The 19361-nt window shown below is 62.6% G+C and carries 15 protein-coding genes and 1 riboswitch; of the genes, 1 reads left to right on the top strand and 14 read right to left on the bottom strand.

All coding sequences use genetic code 11. The features are described from left to right. Positions 1-111: 111 nt before the first annotated feature. From ADIAG_RS22580 to ADIAG_RS18050, 13 genes are all read right to left on the bottom strand, one after another. Positions 112-1515, bottom strand: a complete 1404-nt coding sequence (locus ADIAG_RS22580) for a DUF1990 family protein (protein ID WP_007272859.1) — start codon at positions 1513-1515, stop codon at positions 112-114. Positions 1516-1523: 8 nt separating this feature from the next. After that, positions 1524-1850, bottom strand: coding sequence for a putative quinol monooxygenase (locus tag ADIAG_RS17995; RefSeq protein ID WP_007272860.1), 327 nt, complete (start codon positions 1848-1850; stop codon positions 1524-1526). 24 nt (positions 1851-1874) lie between these two features. Further along, entirely contained in the window at positions 1875-2270 is a 396-nt protein-coding gene (locus ADIAG_RS18000; protein ID WP_007272861.1) for an MmcQ/YjbR family DNA-binding protein, read from the bottom strand. A gap of 155 nt (positions 2271-2425) precedes the next feature. Continuing rightward, a complete protein-coding gene (locus ADIAG_RS18005) occupies positions 2426-3394 on the bottom strand; it encodes a class C sortase (RefSeq protein WP_235045956.1) in 969 nt (322 codons plus the stop codon). A 136-nt stretch (positions 3395-3530) separates the two neighbouring features. Next, on the bottom strand, positions 3531-5006 hold the full coding sequence (locus ADIAG_RS18010; RefSeq protein WP_007272863.1) for a SpaH/EbpB family LPXTG-anchored major pilin: 1476 nt from the start codon (positions 5004-5006) through the stop codon (positions 3531-3533). 111 nt (positions 5007-5117) lie between these two features. Next, on the bottom strand, positions 5118-7598 hold the full coding sequence (locus ADIAG_RS18015; RefSeq protein ID WP_161623978.1) for a DUF7927 domain-containing protein: 2481 nt from the start codon (positions 7596-7598) through the stop codon (positions 5118-5120). 542 nt (positions 7599-8140) lie between these two features. After that, complete coding sequence (locus ADIAG_RS18020) at positions 8141-8569, bottom strand: CoA-binding protein (protein WP_007272865.1); 429 nt, start codon at positions 8567-8569, stop codon at positions 8141-8143. A gap of 131 nt (positions 8570-8700) precedes the next feature. Then, a complete protein-coding gene (locus ADIAG_RS18025) occupies positions 8701-10119 on the bottom strand; it encodes an NtaA/DmoA family FMN-dependent monooxygenase (RefSeq protein ID WP_007272866.1) in 1419 nt (472 codons plus the stop codon). Further along, the gene (locus ADIAG_RS18030) at positions 10120-11355 is read right to left on the bottom strand and encodes an acyl-CoA dehydrogenase family protein (RefSeq protein WP_007272867.1); all 1236 of its coding nucleotides are present in this window, start codon (positions 11353-11355) and stop codon (positions 10120-10122) included. 46 nt (positions 11356-11401) lie between these two features. Continuing rightward, positions 11402-13039: a dipeptide ABC transporter ATP-binding protein gene (locus ADIAG_RS18035; protein ID WP_007272868.1), complete on the bottom strand. Its 1638-nt coding sequence runs from the start codon at positions 13037-13039 to the stop codon at positions 11402-11404. A gap of 13 nt (positions 13040-13052) precedes the next feature. Beyond that, the gene (locus ADIAG_RS18040; RefSeq protein WP_007272869.1) at positions 13053-13943 is read right to left on the bottom strand and encodes an ABC transporter permease; all 891 of its coding nucleotides are present in this window, start codon (positions 13941-13943) and stop codon (positions 13053-13055) included. 18 nt (positions 13944-13961) lie between these two features. Next, positions 13962-14921, bottom strand: coding sequence for an ABC transporter permease (locus tag ADIAG_RS18045; protein ID WP_007272870.1), 960 nt, complete (start codon positions 14919-14921; stop codon positions 13962-13964). A gap of 6 nt (positions 14922-14927) precedes the next feature. Then, the gene (locus tag ADIAG_RS18050; RefSeq protein ID WP_007272871.1) at positions 14928-16586 is read right to left on the bottom strand and encodes an ABC transporter substrate-binding protein; all 1659 of its coding nucleotides are present in this window, start codon (positions 16584-16586) and stop codon (positions 14928-14930) included. 105 nt (positions 16587-16691) lie between these two features. Further along, positions 16692-16786: riboswitch (SAM riboswitch) on the bottom strand. Between the two features lie 425 nt (positions 16787-17211). On the opposite strand from ADIAG_RS18050, the gene ADIAG_RS18055 reads away from it, so the two are divergent. After that, on the top strand, positions 17212-17835 hold the full coding sequence (locus tag ADIAG_RS18055) for a DUF1345 domain-containing protein (protein WP_235045957.1): 624 nt from the start codon (positions 17212-17214) through the stop codon (positions 17833-17835). A 69-nt stretch (positions 17836-17904) separates the two neighbouring features. On the opposite strand, the gene ADIAG_RS18060 is transcribed toward ADIAG_RS18055, so the two are convergent. Beyond that, a complete protein-coding gene (locus tag ADIAG_RS18060; RefSeq protein WP_007272873.1) occupies positions 17905-19308 on the bottom strand; it encodes an LLM class flavin-dependent oxidoreductase in 1404 nt (467 codons plus the stop codon). Positions 19309-19361: the final 53 nt, after the last annotated feature.

Genomic DNA, 19361 nt, shown 5'->3' on the forward strand with positions numbered 1-19361 from the left:
CGGTGTTTCGCAGCCGGGAGACGAATGCCCCGCACACCAATGCCGTACGGCAGAATGTTTAGAGCGTTAGGCATGGGGCCCCCGACCAACACCTGTCGGTAACGCCGCGGTTCAGCTGCTGCCGGCCAGCCGGCGGGCGGCAGCGACATAGCGCCCGGTGACCACGCGCTGGGTGGCTTCGGTGAACGGGGCCACCCACCGGTAGAACCGGTTTCCATGGCGAGACACCGCGTTGATTTCCACATACACCGACCCGTCGGCTTCAAGCACCGCTTCGAAGGATTCCTCACCGGATTCGGGATGCCCGGCCAGCGTCCCATAGGCGAAGCCGCGCCGGGTCTCCGAGGAGATCAGCCTCACGACCCTGCAGGGCGCGGTGATGCGCGCCGGGCCCAGCCCGATTCCCAACGCGACGTGGCTGCCAATCCGTGCCTCGGGGGTGTCCGCCCTGACGTCCAACCCGGCGCCCTCGTGCAGCTTCCACCCCGCGATGCCCGCAGCCAGGGCCTCGAAGGCCGCCGGCCCGTGGCCCACGTATTCGCGCACGTGCAGGGACTTGTAACCGGCCGGCGCAGTGCCGCCGGCGCTGATGGCAAGTGCCGGGTAGCTCAGGTCAGTGAGTACCCCGAGACGGTATAGCCGTCGTCGGGCGGCCATCTCGGCCGGTCCGCGCTTACCGAGCAGCAAGCCCGCCATCCCCAGGACCGTCTTGCCTCCCAGTCTGCCCGGAAGTGGAACCGGGCCCAGTGCCGCCGGCTCGAGCCCCAGGAGCGTGCGATGGTTTTCCGGAAGAGTCGCCACGACCGCGGCAAAGAGCAGCCGGTAGCCGGGCAACACCGCTGGATCCAGCGGCGGGTTCTTCAGGAAGGAGACGACCTCGGCAACGCGCGGTCCACCGGCCAGCTCGCCGCGGGACTCGTACCCGGCGATAGCTGCCTTGAGCTCGGCGTCGCTGCGCGGCGGGTTGGCCACGCCCATGAGTTCGCCTGCTGTGGCCCATTCGCGCACATACGCGTCGGCCCCTTGCGGGACGGGTCCGGTGAAGATCTCGTGGCTGCGCAAAAAAGCGTCGGCGAAGGCAATGTGCACCCAGGCCGAAAGGCCCGGGTCGTTGGCGGAATAGTCCTCACGCACCCCGACGCCCGAAACGTACCGACCGGTGACCGGGGTGTGGAGGTGCTTGACCCAGTCGCAGGCGGCATCGGCAGCGGCGGTGTCCCCATAGGTCAGGGTGAAGATCCAGCGGATGGTACCGGCCAGCCTGGCCAGCGGGTCCACCTGGTAGTTGGAGTGTTCGGCGACTCCGGCCAGGGCCCCGGGGTGCAGCGCCTGGGTCAGCAGCGCCCGAATGCCTGCGGCAATCGGGCTCATCCCGCCGTGCACCGTCCAGACGGCGGAGTCGTGGGCGAAGTACCCGGCATCGTCCCCCGCATCCAGCGCACGCTCCCAGACGGGGTCGTAGCTTTCCTGGGCGGAAAATGTCTGGTGTAGTTTGAGCCGGAGTGCGGAGAACATGGTGGGGGTTACTTCCCGATCTGCAATTCGCCCATTTCGCCCCAGGAATCGCCTTCCACCTTGCGCGAGACGATCTTCGGGGTGGAGACCAGTGCTGGGCGCATGGCCTCGAGTCCTGCCTTGAAGTGTGCGGAATTCACGTGGGTTCCGGCGGCTTCGTCGTCAAGGAAGGCCTCCACGAGGACGAATTCGGCGGGGTCTTCGACGCTACGGGACCAGTCGAACCAGAGGTTCCCGGGCTCGGCGCGGGTGGCGGTGGTGAACGGGGTCACCAGATCGATGAACTGTTCGGTGTAGTCGGGCTTGGTCTGGAATTTCACGACGATGAAGTACATATTCCCCAGCCTACCGATTCACCATCAGCCGCGCTCAACTAGGCCCTTCCAGCCCAGGGCCGCGCGTTCGGCGGCGGGCAGTGAGGCGACAACCAGGTCATAGGAATCCTCGATCATCGCCAGCATGGTTTCCGCATCCAGGCCCGGAGCCACGGTGTTCCAGTGCTTTTTGCTCATGTGGTAACCCGGGGTGATTTGCGGGTTTGCCGCCCGCAGCTGCTCGGCCAGGGTCGGGTCGCACTTCAGGTTCAGGTTCACCACACCGTTTCGGTGAACCATCAGGCCGAACATCTTGGCCTTCTTGTTGTCCCTGCGGGAAATCTTGAACACCGCCCACTCGGGGCCGAAGGGGAAGTCCTCGAATGCGCCGGGCATGGACAGAAGCACTGAGCGCCATGATTCGTAATCCACAGTGCCCATCCTAGTCCCGCGAAACTCTCCTGCGTGGAACAATCCTAATAAGGCCGGTCCGCCGTCTCCTGGGGGAAAGAGACACCGGACCGGCCGGTCTGGGGTTCGCCGCCTGCAGGTTCGAGTCCTATAGGCCGCGAAGAAATCAGCGAGGCACTGCGTGCCTAGGCCCGGCGCCGGGCCCTGCGCCGCACCGCCGCGGCGCGCTTGGCATCGGAGTAACCCGAGCGCCACACGTAGGCACCGATCAGCAATAGGCCGCTCAAGTAGGCAAGTGCCCACCACGGAAATCCGGGAATCGTCGGGTCCGCCCCGGCCTCGCGGATGTCCTGGATAGGGGTGGGAGTGACGCGTTCACCAGTCACCAGAATCCGGTGGGAGTTGATGCCCAACGGGGTGCAGGTCACCAACGTGACCATGTCCTTGCCCGCGACGGTCAGCAGGGTGTCGGTGTCCTCTGGTTCAACAACCTTGGTTTCACGCACCTGGTAGGTCAGTACTTCACCGAATACCTCCACGGTGAACGTATCACCGACAGCGACCCGGTCGAGGTTGGAAAACATGGTGGATTGGGCCAAACCGCGGTGGGCGGTGAGCACCGAGTGGGTATCGGACCCGCCTACGGGCAGATGGGATCCTTCCAGGTGGCCCACGCCCTTGAGCAGCACCTCGTCGCTGGTGCCATGGTAGATCGGCAGGTCCACATCGATGGCCGGGATCCGCACCCTGGCCATCACGTCGGAGCCGCTCGTGGAAAGGATGTTGTTGTAGATCAAGGTGTCATTGCTGGTGCTGCCGGCCCCGGTGGGCACATTGGTGTTGGCATCCAGCCGCACCCCCGAGCTCAACGCATCGTTGTAGTGGTATGCCGCCTGCAATTGCTCCATGCCGCCCGGACTGGCGTTCTCGATCTGTTCCGAAAGATCCCTGATGAGTTGCGACTGGTTGTAGGACGAGAGCCAGCTCGACCCTGAAGGATAGATCACGATGCTCAGACCGATCACCGCCAACAGCGCACTGACAATGGTCAGCGCCCCTGGACGCCACCGTCGCTTGGTGGTGAGAGGCTGCATGTCGTCGGCGTCGGGGACGACCGCGACCGGTGCCGGGCTGGGTGCGGTGGACATCTTCATACCTGTCTGGGCAATTCCTTGGTTGCGGGAGTACCCGCGGGCGCCGATGAGGGCGTGGTGTTGCGCTCAGGGCCGATGCTGGCGGGGGAACGGTGTTCCCCCGCCAGCGTCGGGCCGTGGCGCTAACAGCTAGCTGTTACTTCTGGCTTGTTGCACGGCGGCGGTTCAGCGCCACGAGGCCACCGGCGATCAGCAGGACCGCGGTGCCCCCGACAATCATGACCATCTGGCCGTTGGCGCCGGTGAGCGGCAGCTCAGGAACCTCCTGCTGGGTGTTCGTGATGGTCACGTCGAACCCGTTGGTGAGGCCCTTGGTGACGCTGACTGCGGTCAGGGCCTTGTCGCCTGCCGGGGTGACGAACCCGGAAGGTGCCTTGGTTTCCTTCAGCACGTAGCAGCGGGCTTCGGCGTTGATCGACTCGTTGACGCTGTCGCTGATGAACAAGCCGGCGATGTTGATGCTGCCATCGGTGCCGGAGGTGAATACCGGGCTGCCGTTGATGCTCAATGCGGCACCCGTGATTTCCTTGCCGCAGGTCGCTGCGTACGGATTCGCGGCTGCGTAGACCTCGAACTCGGCACCTTCCAGGCCCTTGGCAGGCTTGGACTCGTCGGTCTTCAGGATCTTCACGTCACCCCAGTTGGTGGTGACAGGATCGGACGTCAGTCCGTTTTTGTTCTTGGGGTCGTTCACGAAGACGGTTGCCTCGTTGGTGATCGCGCCGTCACCGATTTTGGTCACGGTGCCCTGGAACGTGGTGACGATCTGCTTCCCGCCCTTGGTCTTCAACCATGCCAGGCCCTCGGCGGTGAACTCGACGGTGGCCTTCTGGCCGACGGCCGATACCGCGTAGTAGGCAGCAGGAACATCGATGCCATCAAGCTTGACGGATTCGACACCCGCCGAGCCCAGACGGGAGTCCAAGGTATCGGTGATGATGTAGTTCGCCAGTTTGGAATCCTTGCCGAACGTCGGGACGTCGGTGGTGACAGGGAACTTGACGAGGCTTCCCAGAATCAGCCCCTCCTGCGGGGAGATGCTCTTCTCAATGCCGGAGGTACCGTTCTTCGGGTACACATTGACATCGTAGATCCAACCCTGATCGTGCGGGAGCGGGATCGTGACGATGAAAGGCAACGCCCGGTCGACAACCTTCGCCGGGGCATCTGTTTCGCATACGAGGTAGGCGCCAACGGAGAGTCCCCCGAGCGTAGCCAAGCCGGCAGCATTGGTCACATCCGATGCCTCAGGACCGAAGGTCTGGCCCGGCAACGAGCAATCCGCACCCGGCTTCAGGTCCTTCAGCTGGCCCCACGCCGCCGAGTCGGACAGGTTGATGCTGGTGATCTTACGTGCGGTGAACGTGACGCCGGCAATCGGATCGGAGGGAATTGCTGTGCCGCTTCCATCTGGGTTCTGGACCGCGTCGGTACCGTTCTGGTGTTTGTGCTTGTGGATGTTGATGCTGCCGGTGGCATCGTGATTGATGTTTCCGTAGTCCGTTGCCGCGGATGCCGCGGCACTGCCACCGATCAAGCCGGCGGCCGCCAGCGTGAGTGCTCCCATTCCGGCAAGCGCTCGTTTTCCCCAAGTAGCTTTTGAATCAGCCATGTCAGCTGTTGTTCCTTTCGGTTTGTGGCGCCGCATCCCCAGCGGTGCCCATGTAAAATCCTGAAAAATCGTGTTGTTGTTTTTAGTCGTTCCCGCGCGCTCATCGTGGTCTCACAAGGACGCTCCCTTCCGGCGGCGCCAACCGACCAGGGCGAGGGCCACCAGCAGGGTGGCCCCTCCACCGAAGAGGAAGGATTGTGATCCCAGCCCGCCGGTCAAGGGCAGCGCAAGTGCCGGCTGCTGCTCATTGACGATCGGATCCAGGAGAACCGCAAGTTGGATCGGTGAGCCTTCGCCGATGACGACGTCGTGCACTGTCGCATCAAGCAGGTAGCCAGCCGGGGCGCGGGTCTCCACGAGCGTGTAGGTGCCCCAGTCGAGGTTCCGCAGCTCAAATCCCCCGGCGGACGGATCTCGGTCGGGCCCGGAGCATCCGGCGGCGCTGTCGGCGATGCAGTCCTTGATGGACAGCGGATCGGTTTCGCCCGGTCCTGTCAGTTCCCACTCGGCACCGGCCAAGGCGTTACCCAGGCCGTCAACCTTTTCCCAAGACAGCGAGCCGAAGATCGGGTGCTCGGTGCAGTTCTCGATTTCCGGGTCGCATTCCTCCGGAGGGTTCTCCCCCTTCGGCAGCAGGAAGTTGCGGGCGATGCCGTTGCCGAAGCCCGTTTCCTTCACCGTCACCGAGTAGGTCACCTTGACGGTTCTCTCAGCCGCAACGGAACCGGTGATCCGGATTTCGTTTCCGTCGCGGACAGCGGTGAGACCCGTGCCGTCGTACGCGAACCCTGAGTTGAACACCGCATCGTCAAGCACATCCGTGAGGTGGTCGACGTGCTCAACGTCGATGCGCGAAGCGCCGGTGTTCTTGAACTCCAGCGTGTACTTCACGGTGCTGCCCGGTGCCACAAGGCTCCCGGATTCCGGGTCGGAGGACTTCTTCAGATCCAGGGCGCCCGGGATCGGGTGCTCGGTGCAATTATCTTTCTTCGGGTTGCAGACCGGTTTCTCCCCCTTCGGAACGAGGAAGTTGCGGGCGATGCCATTGCCGAAGCTCTTGGTCTTGACCTTCACCGAGTAGGTGACTGTGACAGTCCCGCCAGGCTGCACCTCCCCGGCGATCCGGATGCCCTCGCCATCACGGACCGCCTGGAGTCCTTTGCCGGTGACCACGATGTCGTTGTTGAAGTCGGCGTCGTCCAGCACGTCGGTTAGGTGATCGACGTGGTCGATCGAGATCGGGAAGAATCCCTCGTTCTTGAACGACAGGGTGTACTTAATAGTGTCGCCCGGTTTCACTTCCGTGCCCGATTTAGGGTCGGAGATCTTCGTGATGATCGGGACCGGCGGGAGCATCTTGTTGATGACTTCGCAGCTGACTGCGTCCTGGCGCTTGATGACAACAGTGAATCCGAGATCACCTGAGTTGGTTACCGGAACATTCTGACCGGTGGCGTTGTTCACGCACTTGGCATTCTTTGCACCCTGGGTCTCCAGCGCGTACCCGGGCTGCTGCGTTTCGGTGAACTGTACGGTGCGGGTATCCGAAACCAGGTCGTTGACCTTGAAGTTCACGGTGCCATCACTCTGGGTCACGGCATTTCCTGGCGTGATGTTGTCTCCCGACCGAGCGTTGAAGGCCCAGCCAGCCGACGGTGCGAGGTTGCCATCCAGATCACGCACCTGCTTCACGATGCTCACGGTTCCCTGGCAGTTCTTCAAGGCAATTTCAGCCAGTGCTGTCGCCAGCTGGTTGTAGTCACTGATCTGGTAATAGTCAGTCCCGGATCGTGTACCTGTAATCGCACTGATGTTGGCGAGGTTCACATCATTTCCAACTGCGAGGCCCATGACGAAGGCCCCGCTTCCTTTGAGTGCGTCGGAGGCCGTGACCGCACGCGACAGGTCGATGGCGTCAGACTTGGTACCAAAATCCGTATTGCCCTGTGGAATGGCTTGCCAACTGTTGGTGTGGGGCGTGCCATAGGCCGTGGGGTTTCCATCTGTTACAAATAGAACGATGTCGTATTGGCCCACCGGAATCTGCCGCAATGCTGCATCCCAGTTCGTACCGCCCACGTCACTTGGTACCCGCTTGATGCCAGCGATGGCACTTGTTACCGAGTTTGCCCCTGCCGTCGTGGACACCGATGTCTTGGACACCGCGGTGTTGGTTCTGTCAGGAGCAAAGGTGGCAAAAGTATAGACGCCGATTGCTGACGGAGTCCCGCGCAAGCTATCAACGACGCCCGTCGCGGCCTTTTTCGAGGCAACTACGTGCTCGTCTTTCAAAGAGTTCGACAAGTCCAAGACTATTGCCACTGATAGGCCGCACTTTGCGGGCAGCTGAGGGTTTGCCAAGCGCGCTGCCAAGGCCAGTGCCCGGTTCTTGGGGGCGGCGGGGTCCTCCACGGCCTCGTCATCGGGAGCAGCAGTGGCCCCCTCTTGTTCCACTGTCGCGTCGGAGCTTTTTCCGGCTACACCGGATTCTCGGCTTGCGGAATCGGGGGTCGCGGTGGTTCCTTCCGCAGGGCCCCCGGGCGATTTGCTGTCGTCGGCCTCGTTGTCGTCCGATGTGGGTACCTTCGGCATCAGTGATTGCTTGGGTTCCTCGGAAGCCACTGGAATGGTTTCGTCCGCAGGCCCGATAGTTGAGGGGTCCGCCACGGCGCTGTCCAATGTTTGTTCAACAATTGGGTTGCTTTCTCCGGCTGGTGACGCGCTGGCGGGATTGAAACCACCGCTGCCGAACATCATGGTGGCTATAAGCGCTGTCGTGGCGCCGGCGCCAACGACGGAACGGACAACGTCGTTTGTCCAAAGTGCGCGCAGAAGTGACTCGCGCTGCGATGCGCGATGACTTCCACAGTTCCGTGCAGCTTTATCCCCAGATTTGCCGAACACGTTCAAGTACCCCAATTACCCCAAGGGGCGCGGCAACCACACCGTAAACACCGTTTATGGCCCAGCGCAAGCCGGCCCGTTGGTTTAGTTCAAACCCCAAGTCTGAACTACACCCGATATTTACTTAGGTCCCCAGCACCCAGATTATGTTTTTTACGCTTCGCATAGCCAACCACACACTGCCAGGGAATCAAAATCGTGAGTTTCAAAGGGGCCGGACCGCTGGCCAGCTAGAGGTTTCGTACTTCGATCATGGGACAGGTGTCCATGACAACGTCCATCCCTGCTGCCCTCGCGCGCTGCACGGCGGCTTCATCAACCACACCGAGTTGCAGCCAGACGGCGTCGGCACCGATGGCAATGGCCTGGTCGACGATGTGGCCGACTTTTTGCGAGTTCACAAAACAGTCCACGACATTGATGTGGCCTGGGACTTCGCTCAGCCGCTTGTATCCAACGTTGCCCGTGACATCCTCGCCGCTCAGGGAAACGGGGATGATTTCCATGCCCAGTTGATCTTGTAGGAAGCGTGAGACCTCGGGCGCCACGCGGCGGGGATTATTGGTCAGTCCGACCACCGCCCAGCGTGCAGGGGTTTTCAGGAGCCGACGAATCACGGCTGGATCATTGACGTGGCGCCGGCCAGCCTCACTATTCATGACACCCACGCTACATCCATGATCCGTTTCCCGGGGCCTGGCCAAGGCCCAATATTTGCAGCGATGGGCGAGCAGGGAAGCTCGTCAGAGCTTGTCGACCCGCCCATCGCCTTCATACATTGAGCAGACAGCTAGTGCGCACGCTCTAGGGTCTGCTCCGTATTCGCGGCGGAGTATTCCCCGAAGACCCCGCGGAAACGCGCCGCCGGATGTGACTCCTCAAGTCGGGCCCCACGGCCAAACACCTTCTCGCGCAAGGTGCCTGGCGCGTACTCGGTCTGCGCGAGGCCGCGCTTGTGCAGCTCGGGCAGGATCCCGTCGATGAAGTCGGTGTAGGAGCCGGGCAGGATCTGGTTCATGATGTTCAACCCGTCCATGCCCGCATCCTGCCAGCGCTCGATTTCGTCCACGATCTGCTCCGGGGTTCCGGATATTTGCTGTGCCTTGGCGCGGTAGCGTGCCAGGTCGCCAATGGTCGGCTTGCCGCCGGGCACCGAGGCGATGGCCGCCTCGAGAACACCGCGGGCGCCCTCGGTCTCGATGTCGCCCAGCGGGGTGTCAAGGTCCAGTCCGCCCAGGTCAGCACCGATGCCCCCGCCAATGTGGGCGACAATCGCATGCAGGTCGAGGTATTCGTCGTACTCGGCTTCCTTGCGTTTGGCTTCTTCCTCGGTGCTGCCCACCACGAAGGACAGTCCCGCAAAGATCTTGACATCCCCCGTGGCACGTCCCGCCGCTGCCTCGAGCTCACGGATCTTGCCCACCTGCTTGGCAACGTACTCCGGGTGCGGGGCGAAGAGGAAGGTTGCCTCCGCGTGTTCGGCTGCGAACTGCTTGCCTCGAGTAGAGGAACCCGCCTGGAACAGGAACGGGGTGCGCTGGGGACTCGGCAGGGCCAGGTGCGGGCCCTCGATGGAGTAGCGCTTGCCCTGGTGGTGGATCTTGTTGACCTTGGCCGGGTCGGCGAAGATACCCGATTCCTTGTCGGCCAGCAGCGCGTCGTCTTCCCAGGAACCCTCCCACAATTTGTAGGTGGCCTCCACGTATTCCTCGGCCCAGTCGTAGCGGTCGTCGTGGGCTGCCAGCCCTGCCGCACCGAAGTTTCGATGCGAGTTCTCCAGCACGCTTGTCACGATGTTCCATGCCACCCGGCCGTTGGAGATGTGGTCGAGGGTGGACAGCTGGCGGGCGAACTGGAAGGGGGACGCCTGCACCACGGAGCTGGTCATGGCCAGGCCGATGTCGCTGGTCGTCGCGGCAAGCGCCGAAAGCAGCACCATTGGGTCGTGCGAGGGAACCTGCATGCCCTTGCGGACCATGGAGGCCCAGCCTCCCTCGTGATCGCCGTATAGGCCCACGACGTCGGCAAAGAACAGGTTGTCGAACTTGGCGTCTTCGAGTTGCTTGGCTAGATCGGTCCACAGCTTCAGCTCGTTGAAGCGGTGTTGCTGGGCCTCCGGATGGCGCCATTGGCCACCCAGAATGTGGCTTGAGGTGTTCATGAGGAATGCGCTGAGCAGCAGCCGGGGCCGTGCGTTGAAAGTACCCATTTACTTGCTCTCCGATTTCGAGTCTTTAGCTTCACCGATGGAGTGCAGCCCGGTCGGGATCGTGCCATTGATGTAGTGGTCGCCCACCGAACGGGCCTTGAAAGCCACGGGATTGTGTGTCGCCACCGTCCGGGCGTTGCGCCAATGGCGGTCCAGGGACTTTCCACGCGACACCGAAGATGCCCCGGTGACGTCGAAGAGTTCGCTGGTGGCATCCAGGACGAGCTTCGGAACGGCAACATGGGCCTGTTGCACGGCAATTTCGGCGCGGATGAACGCCGCGGTCGGGTCCAGCCCCAGCGACCGGTCAACTGCGGCATCCAGATCACGGGCCGCGGCAAAGACGATCGAGTCCGCGGCGTAGACTGCTGCAGCAATCCTGCCGACCTTTTCCTGGATCAGCGGATCGTTGCGGAACAGGTCGCCGGAACCGGTGTTGAATGTCCGGGTGCGGTTGCGCACCAGGTCCGCCGCATCCTGCAGCGCCGCGCGGCCAATGCCGGCAAGCACGCTCAAGAGCGCGAGCTGGAAGAAGGCAGGTTCGAGCGTGGAGGAGACCTTGCGCTGGATGATGTCGTCGAATTCCACTACGACACCATCGAAGATCGCGGTGCCGGTGCCGGTCAACGGCTGTCCGAAGCCGTCCCAGTCATCAATGATCCGCACGCCCGCGGCATCCGCACGGACGATCGCATACTGGCGCCCCTCGACACCCTCGGTGCTGGCCATGACGACCACCCAGTCGGCAAAGATGGATCCGGTGGTGTAGTACTTTTCACCGCTGAGCAACCAACTGCCGGCCGCTTCGCGCAGCTTTGTATTTGTGGTGCCCAGCGCGTTGCCGCCCTTTTCGGTGGCGGCGTTGCCGAAGATCTCCCCGGCGAGAACGCGCGGGAACCAGCGAAGCTGGAACTCCTCCGGCTGGAGGGCGATGGTTTCGACAAAGGAAAAGTGTGAGCGCAGCAGATGACCCACGTTGGAGTCGGCCGCGGAAAGTTCAACTATCAGTCGGAAAAGATGTTCGTGGCTAACCGGGTCCCCGCCATGCGTGGCCGGGACCCGCAGCGTCGTAAAACCAGCGGCCTTCAACCATTTCACTGGTTCGAAGGGCAATACGTGGTTGTTTTCCCGTTCGACAGCGCCTTCCGCGATGCGCGCGAACACCGGGGTGAAGCGCGCGCTCAATTCGGCGTAGCGGGCTTCTGCGCTTCGTTCATGGACCTGCGTTGTACTCATTTGTCTTCCTTTGCATCAATAAGTTTCAAAGAATCACTAGTCAAATTCAGTTGTTGGCCATCTCGCGCAGCAGTGCCCCGGGGTTCGAATCCAAGAGCAATCTGGTGTACTGGCTGGCAGGGTTGCCAAACACCTGTTCCGTGGTCCCGACCTCGACCAGTTGGCCGCTCCGCATCACTCCCACGTCGTGGGAAATGCGTTCGACAACGTGTAGGTCGTGGGAGATGAACAGGTACGACAGTCCCTGGTTGACCTGCAAGTCTTCGAGCAACCTCAGGATCTGGGCCTGGGTCAGGACGTCGAGTGCCGACAAGGCTTCGTCAAGCACCAGCGTCTTGGCGCCCAGGGCCAAGGCCCTGGCGATGGCTACCCGCTGGCGTTGGCCGCCGGAGAGTTCCTTGGCCCTCAGCTCTGCCATACGGCTGGGGAGGTTCACAGCGTCAAGAAGTTCCGCAACCCGGGTCCGCCGTTCTGCCTTGCTTCCGATGTTGTAGTTCTCCAACGGTTCGCTGATGATCCGGGAGACCGAGTAGCGCGGGTCAAGCGCCGAATCGGGGTTTTGGTAAACCAGCTGCAGGCTGCGCCACAGGTCTCGCTTGGCTGCCCCCTGCACGTTTGTGACATCCTGCCCGTGGATCTTCACCGCGCCGGCAGTGGGTTCCAGCAACCGCATGACCATCCGTGCGGTAGTGGATTTCCCGGAACCCGATTCCCCCACCAAGGAAAATGTCGTGCCGGGGCGCACCACGAACGAGACCTCGTCGACTGCTGCACGCCGGGTTTTGCCGTGGCCGTAGACCTTCGTCAGGCCCACCACCTCGATGGCTGGAACTTCGGGGGCTCCCGCGCGTTCCCCAGTCCGGGCCCGGAAATCTGCCGGGGTGGCCTCGTCGAGCAGCATCCGAGTGTATGGATCTTCCGGCGCCCGCAGGATCTCCCGCACGGTATTGTCTTCCCTGATCCTTCCGTGCTGCATGACCACGATCCGGTCGGCAATGTCGGTGGCCACGGCCAGATCGTGGGTCACGAAGATGACAGCGGTGCCGAGTTCGCGGGCGAGTTTGGTGAAGACTTCCAGGACCGTCAGTTGCACCGTGACGTCCAGGGCGGAGGTGGGCTCGTCGGCAATCAGCAGCTCGGGTTCCAAGGCGAAGGCGATGGCGATGAGGACCCGCTGCTTGAGCCCGCCTGAAAGCTCGTGCGGGTACTGGCCAATGCGCTGTTCCGGGGTATCGATGCCGACCAGCTCCAGCAATCGGATGACTTCCGTGCGCAACTGGGCCTTGGAGCGCTTGTGTCCTTGGGGATGCAGGCGGAAGACTTCGGCAATCTGTGAGCCGATGGTCTTCACCGGGTCCAAGGAGGCACCCGGATCCTGCGGAACCATTCCGATACGTCGTCCGCGCACTTCCTGCATCTGTTTGTTGGTGTGTGCCAGCAGGTTCTCTCCCGCCAGTTCGACGGCACCGCCGGCAATGTGTGCCGAGTCTGGAAGCAACCCGATGATGGCCTTGGCGAGGGTGGTCTTGCCGGAACCCGACTCCCCGACCAGGGCAACGATCTGCCCGGCCTTGAGTTCAAGGTCGAGGTGGTCCGCGGCAATGACAGCGTCTTTCCCGGTGCCGTATGTGATGCTAAGCCCACGGATATCCAGCAATGTGGGTGTTGAGGTGTTGGTGCTCATGCTGTTCCCCTGACTACAAACGGAAGATCTTGTGAAGTTGGCGCCCCAGGCCCGCCAGCAGGATGACCACCGCGACGATGACCACGCCCGGAAGCGTCGTAAGCCACCAGGCCGAAGCGAGGTACTGGCGTCCCTCGGCAATGAGCAGGCCCCATTCGGGGGTCGGCGGCGGGGAACCGAAGCCCAGGAACCCGAGCCCCGAGATCGCCAGGATGGCCACCCCGAGATCCACGGCAAGAAGTGCCAGGACCGGACCGCAGGAGTTGGGCAGGATGTGCTTGAAGACCACTGACCAGTAGGTTCCGCCGTTCATGAACGCCGCTTCCACGTAGTCCAGGCTTCGAACACGCAGGACTTCGGAACGGACGACACGGGCAAACGAGGCGATTGAGGCAATACCGACGCCCACGCCCAAGGAAATCGGTCCGGGGGCAAATGCCGTAACGATGATCAGTGAGATCAGGAATCCCGGGACTGCCAGCAGCACATCAATCAGACGCATGGTGACCGCATCGGCGGCCCGTCCGGCCGTCGCGGCAATCAGTCCAAGGCCGGTCCCCACTACAAGCCCGATGGAAACGGCCAGTCCCGCAGTGAGCAGTGTCTGGCTGGTTCCATGGACCACCCGGCTAAAAACGTCCCGTCCGAGGTGGTCGGTACCGAACCAGTGGCCCGCCCCGGGTGCCTGGAATTTCTCGGCGGGGACGCCACTGATGGGGTCGAATCCGCTGAACAACGACGGGAACAGTGCCCACCCCAGGACCATGACAAGTGGAGCGCAGGTGAGCCAGAACATGGGGGAACGCAGGGCGCGCGCTTCCTTCTTCGGCGCGGCGATGACTTCAACGTCGAAGGGTGCAACCACGGCGGCCCGAGTCAATGGTTCTTCCAGCTTGATGCTCATGTTTTTCTCCGTTCGTTCCTAGGCCACGAGCGCGCGCGGTGCCCCGTGCGTTCCACTCTTGAGGATCCGTGGATCCAATAACGGGTACAGCAGATCAACGGCCAGGTTCACCACAACGAATGCCGTGGCCGTCAGCAGCACGAGCCCCTGAACCAGGGCCACGTCCTGCGCGGTGACGGCCTGCAGCACCACCTGGCCGAGGCCGGCGCGGGCAAACACCGTCTCGGTGATGACCGAACCGGCCAACAGGGTTCCGACGGTGATGCCGCTGATGGTCATGGCCGGCGCCGCAGCGTTTTTCAGGACGTGTCGGAAGAAGATCCAGGACGGCGAGGCGCCCTTGGCCCGCAACACATCCACGAACGGTTGTGTGTATACGTTGTCCACGCTCTTGAGCAGCACCTGCGCGATCGGGGCCGAGACATGGATTGCCAGGACCAACACCGGAACGGCGATCGAGGCGAAGGATCCGTCCGGGAAGAGCGACATGACACCGAGCTGGATGGACAACACCTGCAGGAGCACCAGTCCAAGCCAGAACACCGGGACCGCAGCGAAAAGCGGCGGCAGGTTGATGATCAACCGCTTCAGCCACGCGTGGCGGGCCAACGTGGCAGCAGCGACCAACAGCACCGCGAACAGCACCGCGGTGACGAAGGCGCTGGAGGCCAGCACCAGCGTCGAGCCGACCACGGCGCCGATGCGTTCGGCGACCGGCTGGCCCGAGGCCAGCGAGTAGCCGAAGTCCCCGGTGAAGAGGCCGGCCAGTTGGCTGAAGTACTGCACGAGCAACGGCTGGTCGTAGCCGTACTGCGCCTTCATGGCGGCAATGGTGGCCGGGTCGGCCGCAGCATCGGCTGAAAGGAAGATCGTTACCGGGTCATTGGGCAGCAGCTGCACGGCCAGGAAGACCAGGGTGTAGGCAAGCCAAATGACCAGTAATGCTTGTCCGATGCGTCGCGCGATGTATGCGGCCATGGTTGGCTACTTTCCGGTCTTCCAGGCGCCCTGGAAAATCGGGGCGGTGCCGGAGGTGAATTCAATGTGCGCATCCGAATTGCCGCCGTAGACCTGGACTTCGTCCCACAAGACGAGGGACAGGGCCTTTTCGGTGACCAGCTGGCGCTGTTCCTCGGCGACAAGTTCCTTGTGCTCCGCGTCGCTGGTGGCGGCGCGTTCCTTGGCGAACAGCGCGTTGAGCTCGGTGTCGGCGTTCAGCGTCTGGGTGTTGTTGGCCGGCCCGAAGACCGGGCCCAGTCCGCCGTAGGCAAACTGGCGGGTTCCGAAGAACTCGATGTTCTTGTCGATCATGGCCGTGGCCAGGAAGGTGTTGTCGGCGGCGCGGTTGATGAGTTTGACGCCGATTTCGCGCCACTGTTGTTCGATCAATTCGAAGGCGGGCTTGATGACAACGGAGTTGTTCGAGCTGGTGATGGTGAGTTCCAGCTTCTTGCCGTCCTTCTCGCGGACGCCGTCGGCTCCCACGGCCCAGCCCGCCTCGTCAAGCAGGGCCTTGGACTTTTCGGGGTTGTAGGCCAGGTCCGCGGACAGGTCGATGAATCCGGGTGCCGCATGGTTCAGGACCGAGTCGGCAATGACGTAGCTGTCTGATAGCACCGTGTCCTTGATGGACTGGCGATCGATTCCGGCCTGGAGCGCCTGGCGTACTTTGGCATCTGCGAGCGTGCCGCTGCCGATACGAACTGCTGCCATGTTGGTGGTCAAGTCAACGCCTTGGGCGGGAAGAACCTGGTCGCCGCTGCCCTTGAGCGCTTGCTCGTCCACGGGCTGGAGTCCGCGGACCAGGTCGACCTGGCCGGTTTGCACCGCACCCGCCCGGTGGGCCACCTCGGGCAGGTACTTCACCACGAGCTTGTCCAGGTATGCGGCTCCCTGGTTGGCGGCCGTTTCCGGGGCCCACTTGTAGTCGGCACGCTTGGCGAACGTGACCTCCTCATCGGTCTTCTCGGATTCGAAGACAAACGGGCCGGAGCCAACGATCTTGGCGATCGCCGACTGGCCGGCGTTATCCAGCTTCAGGGTGGCCGGGGAAACGAGGCCCGCGGTGACGGACGACGTGGCACGAAGGAAGTTGGCGTCCGGATCCTTGAGCGTGACCTTGACCTTGTTCTTTCCCACGACTTCGGCGGATTTGTAGGCAGTGAAGTCGACGTTGGGTGCAACCTGTGCGTTCTTGATGCCCAGCCCCAGGGCGTCAAGGTTCCCCTTCACCGCTGCGGCATCAAGTGCTGTGCCGTCGGAGAAAGTCACGCCATCACGAATCGTGAAGGTGAATTCGGTCTGGTCCTTGTTGGCGCCGAATTCCGAGGCAATCCAGCCCTCGAGCTTCCCCGTTTCAGTATTGAAGTAGGTCAGGCGGTCCAGCACGCTGTTCAGTACGTTGGATTTCTCATAGAAGCGCGCTGCCTGGGTCTGCCAGTTGTTGATCGGGGTGACCTCTGCATATACGAAGGTGCCACCCTGGACTGGTTCGGTGCTGACCGGGCCCGCGGCATTGCCCGCGGCCTGCCCGCCCGAACCGCAGGCGCTCAGCGCGAGGGTGGCAACGGAAAGGACGGTAAGGAGCTTGACGCCGAGGCTGGCGCGATCGCGCCGCTTCGCCGGTGGGTTGGTGTTTCCCATGAGTATTTCCTCTCGGTTCACCCGAGGAACGCCGCGACACGGCCGATCATTCGAACACCCTACGAAAGCATCGGGGTATTCGGCGGACCGCGCAGAGTTTGGCTATCTCCATCGGTCCTGGCGGTAGCACCGGCTTCCCATGACGGGAGTGGTTGCTGCGGCGTCAACGAGCCAGGTCTCTCAGCCGCTCTGGATGGTGTGTGCGCAAGATGGCTGGTTTGCCAACCTCGAACAGCTCAAGTGTGTCGCAGGATCTTCGATACGACCAACCAAAAAGCCCTCCGAATGAAACATTCCGACGCACAGGGTGGATTTTGGCCCGGGATTGCTTCACGAAACGTCACAAGACGGATTGTGAAGCACGAATCACCAACGGCTTGCGTCATCGCCGCGTCATAGTGATAATGCAGGGGCCATGCTTCCTGGTGCAAGGCATGGCGCCGGAACCCCGGCGCGGTGGCCAAGGGTCGTCCGTTGCCAGGATTGGCTGGGGGCCCCGGGGGTTTTGGATCGAGCACCTCCCCACTCTCGGAATCCGGTCTCCCAACCACAGGAGCACACCTCTGCGCCGGGGAACAATGCGTGGCAGGATCAACTCATGAAAAGCACACGATGACGGCGTTCGTTGCACCGCAGGCTGCGCGTCCTGGGAATGCTCGGTGCCGGCATTGCCGCCGCCGGCCTGACCGCTGCACTGGGCCAGTGGCTCTATGCGCCGGCAGTGGGCTGGACCATCGCGGCCCTGATCTACAACGTCACGGTGTGGCTGAGCATCGCACCCATGGACCATGTGCGAACAGCCGACCACGCCCAGGAAGAGGACCCCGGATTGCAGACCACCGACCTGCTGATCATCTTGGCCGCCGTCGGTTCGTTGGCGGCGGTTGTGCTGGTTATCGCCGGAAGCAAGGATGTGGCGGGATCGGCCAGGCTGCTACTGGCATTGTTTGCCCTGATGTGCACGGCGATGTCGTGGCTGATGGTTCACACGCTCTATACGCTGCGCTACGCCACGATTTATTATGGCGCGGTTCCCGGTGGCATCAGCTTCAACCAGAACGAACCTCCGCAGTATACGGATATCGCCTACATGGCCTTCAGCGTCGGGATGACCTATCAGGTCTCGGACACCGATATCACCACCCGTGAGATGCGCTCGGCCGTTTTGCGCCACAGCCTGCTGGCGTTCCTCTTTGGCACAGGCATCCTGGCCACGACCATCAACCTGGTCGTCAGCCTGGCCGCTTAAACGCCTCGGGTGGTGGCGCTCCCCCAAGCAGCGCCACCACCCAAAACTACTGGCCGTAATTACGCCAAGCTACTTCACCCCGGCGTTGACGAACCGGTAGTTCGCCGCACGGTGCGAGTCTTGGACGCGGTCACCCTTGCCGAAGAGCTTGTTGCGCAGCGTTCCCTCGACGTAATCGGCCGGGTAAGCACCGCGGGCTTGCAGCTCGGGAACGATGAACTCGACGATGTCCTCGAAGGTGCCCGGGGTGATGGCGTAGGCCAGGTTGAACCCGTCCACATCCGTTTCCTGGACCCAATCGATGAGTTTGTCGGCGACCTCGGTCGGCGAGCCCACGGTGATCGGGCCGAAGCCGCCAACACCTACCCATTCGGCCAGCTGGCGAATGGTCCAGGGGTTGCCGTCGTCTCCGCTGGCCTGCTGGAACATCTCAACGGACGACTGGATGGCGTTGGACTTCACGTTGGCACCGATGACGTCGTCCGGCCCATAGGTGGACAGGTCGACGCCCATCCAACCCGAGATCAGTGCCAGCGCCCCGTCGATGTCGGCATAGGACTTGTAGTCCTCGAACTTGGCCTGCGCGGCGGCGGAGTCCACATCGGTGATGATCGTCTGCATGGCGTAGATGCGCACGTCGTGGCGTCCACGGCCGGCGGCCTCGGCGGCGTCGCGGATCTTGGTGACAGTCGCCTTGAGCATGTCCTTGGTGGGGCAGGTGACGAAGACCGCCTCGGCATTGGCCGCGGCGAACTTCATGCCGCGCGAGGAGGTTCCAGCCTGGAAGATCACCGGGGTGCGCTGCGGGCTGGGCTCGGTGATGGCGATGCCCGGGACCTTGAAGTACTTGCCCTCGTGGTTGATGTCATGGACCTTGGACGAGTCGGTGAAGATGCCGCGCTCGACGTCCTTCACCACCGCGTCTTCTTCCCAGGAACCCTCGAGCAGCTTGTAGACGACCTCGAGGTACTCGTCGGCATGGTTGTAGCGCTCGTCGTGCTCGAGCTGGTCTTCCTGGCCCATGTTCCGGGCAGCGGAGGGCAGGTAGCCGGTCACGACGTTCCAGCCGATGCGGCCCTTGGTCAGGTGGTCAAGGGTCGCCAAGCGGCGGGAGAAAGGGTACGGGTGTTCGTAGGAGGTGCTGGCGGTGACGCCGAAGCCGAGGTTCTCGGTCACAGCGGCCATCGCGGAGACAAGCATGAGCGGGTCGTTGACCGGGACCTGGGCGCCGGTGCGCAGCGGAACCTCGTTGGATCCGCCGAAGACGTCGTAGGTGCCCAACACATCGGCGATGAAGATGCCGTCGAACTTGCCCTTTTCCAGGGTCTTGGCCAGATCGGTCCAGTAGGACAGGTCCTTGTAGCGCGCGGACTGGTCCTTGGGGTGCTTCCATAGCCCTGGGGACTGGTGTCCGACGCAGTTCATGTCGAAGGCATTGAAGCGGATTTGGCGGGGGGCGGGATTCGTACTCATTTTTGTCCTTCGCGGAGTGTTGGGTATTAACGGATCCGGTGATGCGCGGATCA

The sequence above is a fragment of the Paeniglutamicibacter gangotriensis Lz1y genome (assembly GCF_000348945.1).
Taxonomy (GTDB): Bacteria; Actinomycetota; Actinomycetes; order Actinomycetales; family Micrococcaceae; genus Paeniglutamicibacter; species Paeniglutamicibacter gangotriensis.